Genomic DNA, 3159 nt, shown 5'->3' with positions numbered 1-3159 from the left:
CGCCATCTGAATTTGCAGCAGGCTGGCGAAACGGGAAGCATGAAGAAAAATCAACTGACATTACTAACTGAAGGTTGTATCTAATACTGGGGGCAGGTCATTCTGATTGGATTAGTAGTTTAAGTACATTTGGAACATTCGTTGTTGCGATAATGGCATTGCAGACTGCACGTAAATGGATTGATGGGAAGAACCGAGATTTAGCTTACGTTATTGCTAATGAATTATTTCATAATCAATTCAAAGAAATTGAAGAAACCAACAAAAATGAAGTGGATTCACATGAAAAACCAACTCAAGATATCATTACCATACCCAACAGAATGAACGCGACACCACATATGGCCTTCTATTACAATCATCTAGAATCATTAAAGAATGATTATCAACGTCAAAGTGATAGGGTTATAACCAATTACAACAAATTAAAATCTTACAAGTGGATATTAAAAACCACCCATCTAAACAACATTGAAAGGTTGATATATTTAAGAAAAGAGCAAGTTTTTATGTTTAATGAATTCACTAAACTCTACGATGATATGTTCAAACAGACGCCTTTTGGACTAGACGAAATTGAGATTTTTAATGAACAAGCAAAAGCTTTACAGAATCATCATGAGAAAATAAAAGAATCATTCCAAGATAATAGTGTCTTTGATATTTTACATCTTGAAAACTTATCTCCAGACCAATATTTCGAAATCACTCACTGAGTATATTTGTACTCAAGCGTCCTTGAGTACTTCTACATTACCTGCTCTAATATTACTTCAAGTACCAGAAGCCGTTTACGATCATCGTGAGTGGCTTCAATCTCTTCAAGATTCGGTACTTCGTGCCCATCAATGAAGTACTGAACTTTTCCTGCATCATTCAGTACTTCATATCTGTCTACTGTTAGACGCTTCATTGACTGACAAGCTTCTTAAACGCCTGCTTAGTATCAGCACTATCCGTAAAAGCATTGTCTGCTAGGTACTGTGCATAGTACTTCTTCGTAACTGCGTTCATCGTACCTTTCATACCCAAGTAGAACTGATTGCCCTCATAGATGGCATTGAATGGGTAATCCTGCGAGTACTCAGTACTATATGCCCGTAGGAATGTATCTAGAACTTTATATTCCTCCTGTAGCTTCTTGTATTCCTCAGTATCTTTAATAGCCTTGGTAAGTTGCTTACTACTGGTACTCAAAGTCTTACCATCTAACTGTACTGAGTACTTCTTATCTTCCTTCTTAACTGAAGTCTTAGTACCTCCACCTACGATAGAGAGTAATTCATTTAGTGACTTTCCATACTTATCGGCTAATGCTTGTACTTCATTCTTCATCTCATCGATCTGATCTAGTTGTTTCTTTGCCTCTGACAATTGTAATTGTATGGCATCAAGTTGTTCACGTGTCATTTTGCTGAAGTTAGTAGTCATGATTTCTCTCGCTATTAAGTTAGGTTGATTCGTTGTGTGGAATGCAATCTAATTGTTGGAAAAATATATTGCAAGGAAAAATTAACGGCAAAGAAAGATAATTTTCAACCCTAGAAGAATAAAAACACACCGCTATTAAAATTAATGATTTACAGCACTAAAATAAAATTACTGAAGATTCTATTTATATATATCGGTATCAAATACAATTAAAATCCATATTAGTACTGTATGACACTTCATAAAATACCAGTACTTCATATTGATAGGTATCAGTACTTTCAATTTTGATATATCGGTAAGTACTGAAGCATTAACAATAGCTGGCGGGTACTTATGCATGATATCTGACCGCACCATCATAGGGGATAGATTGATCCCTTGATCATGTACTGGACTTCAACAGGCCAGGGCAAGTGAGCGTAGCGAGTGCGTCAGGTACAAATCGGTACAATCCCCCTACTGTTTTTTTGTATTTGAGTACTTGAAAGGATTTCTTACGCACGAATGCCGAGTTCCGAGGCATGAGTAGTAAGCAAATCGGTTTATGTTGAGTAAGCCCAAGAGATAAGTACATCTTCAACAGATACAGCGATCTTTGGGCTTACTGACCACTGTCCTCATACATGCCTTTCACTATTCACGAATCTCACATCAGGCTCGTACCTCGCCTAATGCAAGATTGTCTCACTCACTCGTAAAAATCCCGCTGTTGCGGTCTTTTTCCTTCGTTCAGATTTCTTCAATTCACTTTTCTGACAAATAATAGTTATACTATATAAGTATTAATTATCAGACTATGATGGTGCAATCAGATTTCACCCGAGTAACGAGCCAACTGATCAAGCCAGTCCAGCTCTTTTAAATCTGCATACTGCTCCTGCTTATTGCACCACTTATCGAACAACGCACGTATATTCTGTTTGTCCTTGTTGGTGTTCTTCCAGCTAGCGAATCGTCGTGAAAGTACTTTATCGTCATCATCACGTGTAGTACTGCCCAAGGGTCTTCCCTCTTTCTTTTGAGTACAGACAAGTCCAATATCAATGTAGTTGTACGTTGCCCCGCTTATAGTATGGGCTGTCACTTCATCGTAAACGTACACATTCATTATCTCAGTACTTGAGTAATCACGGATCACACCACGATAGATGTACTGATTCAAAGTCTCAAACGTCCATTCGTTTACTAAGTCAGTACTCTGAATTCCCCATATGTTGTCGTAATGAGGTATCACTACATCACTTGGATTCATTGCCGCCATGAACACGCATGAAGTTTTGTGCTGAAGAGTATTGATACCACGTTGCACAACTCCAACTTGATGTTCACGAGCCAATTCAAAAGCTATTTCATCATCGTCATTTTTAGACCAGAAGTAATTTGCTACATTCTTCATGATCCAACTCTGAATTACTGGAATGTGCTCAGATTTCTTCATGATGTTCTTACTGAGTCCGTAATAGTTGCCCTCAAGGAAGTAGTTCATAACAATGCGTTTATTGTTATCTTCCTGCCAGTGAGTTTTTGAGTACTCAACCTTCTGGAACTTATCAGCGTGAGCACGGTACAGACAGGATTGTTCAAACTGGTTGGCAAGGTACGTGATATCGAGTTCATCAGCATATGCAGGGATATCATAATCACCCCATACAATGATCTTGTCTGATTCGGTAGTGAGCGATTTAGCAAGTATTCCACGGCGATGGTAGCCCGATAGCTGATTGT

Annotated in this window: 3 protein-coding genes; 1 reads left to right on the top strand and 2 read right to left on the bottom strand. The window is 38.2% G+C overall.

All coding sequences use genetic code 11. The features are described 5' to 3' along the window. Nucleotides 1-152: 152 nt before the first annotated feature. Nucleotides 153-716, top strand: a complete 564-nt coding sequence (locus RTM06_RS20885; protein WP_312184574.1) for a hypothetical protein — start codon at nt 153-155, stop codon at nt 714-716. 193 nt (nt 717-909) lie between these two features. Here the strand turns inward: RTM06_RS20885 and RTM06_RS20880 are convergent, their stop codons facing one another. Both RTM06_RS20880 and RTM06_RS20875 read right to left on the bottom strand, forming a co-directional pair. Beyond that, complete coding sequence (locus RTM06_RS20880) at nt 910-1431, bottom strand: hypothetical protein (protein ID WP_312184573.1); 522 nt, start codon at nt 1429-1431, stop codon at nt 910-912. A gap of 811 nt (nt 1432-2242) precedes the next feature. Next, nucleotides 2243-3159, bottom strand: a 917-nt coding sequence (locus tag RTM06_RS20875) for a hypothetical protein (protein WP_312184572.1), incomplete at its 5' end; no start/stop codon positions are given.

The sequence above is a fragment of the Pantoea sp. CTOTU46764 genome (genome assembly GCF_031974595.1).
GTDB lineage: Bacteria > Pseudomonadota > Gammaproteobacteria > Enterobacterales > Enterobacteriaceae > Pantoea > Pantoea trifolii.
This window is presented reverse-complemented; position numbering and strand designations above follow the sequence as displayed.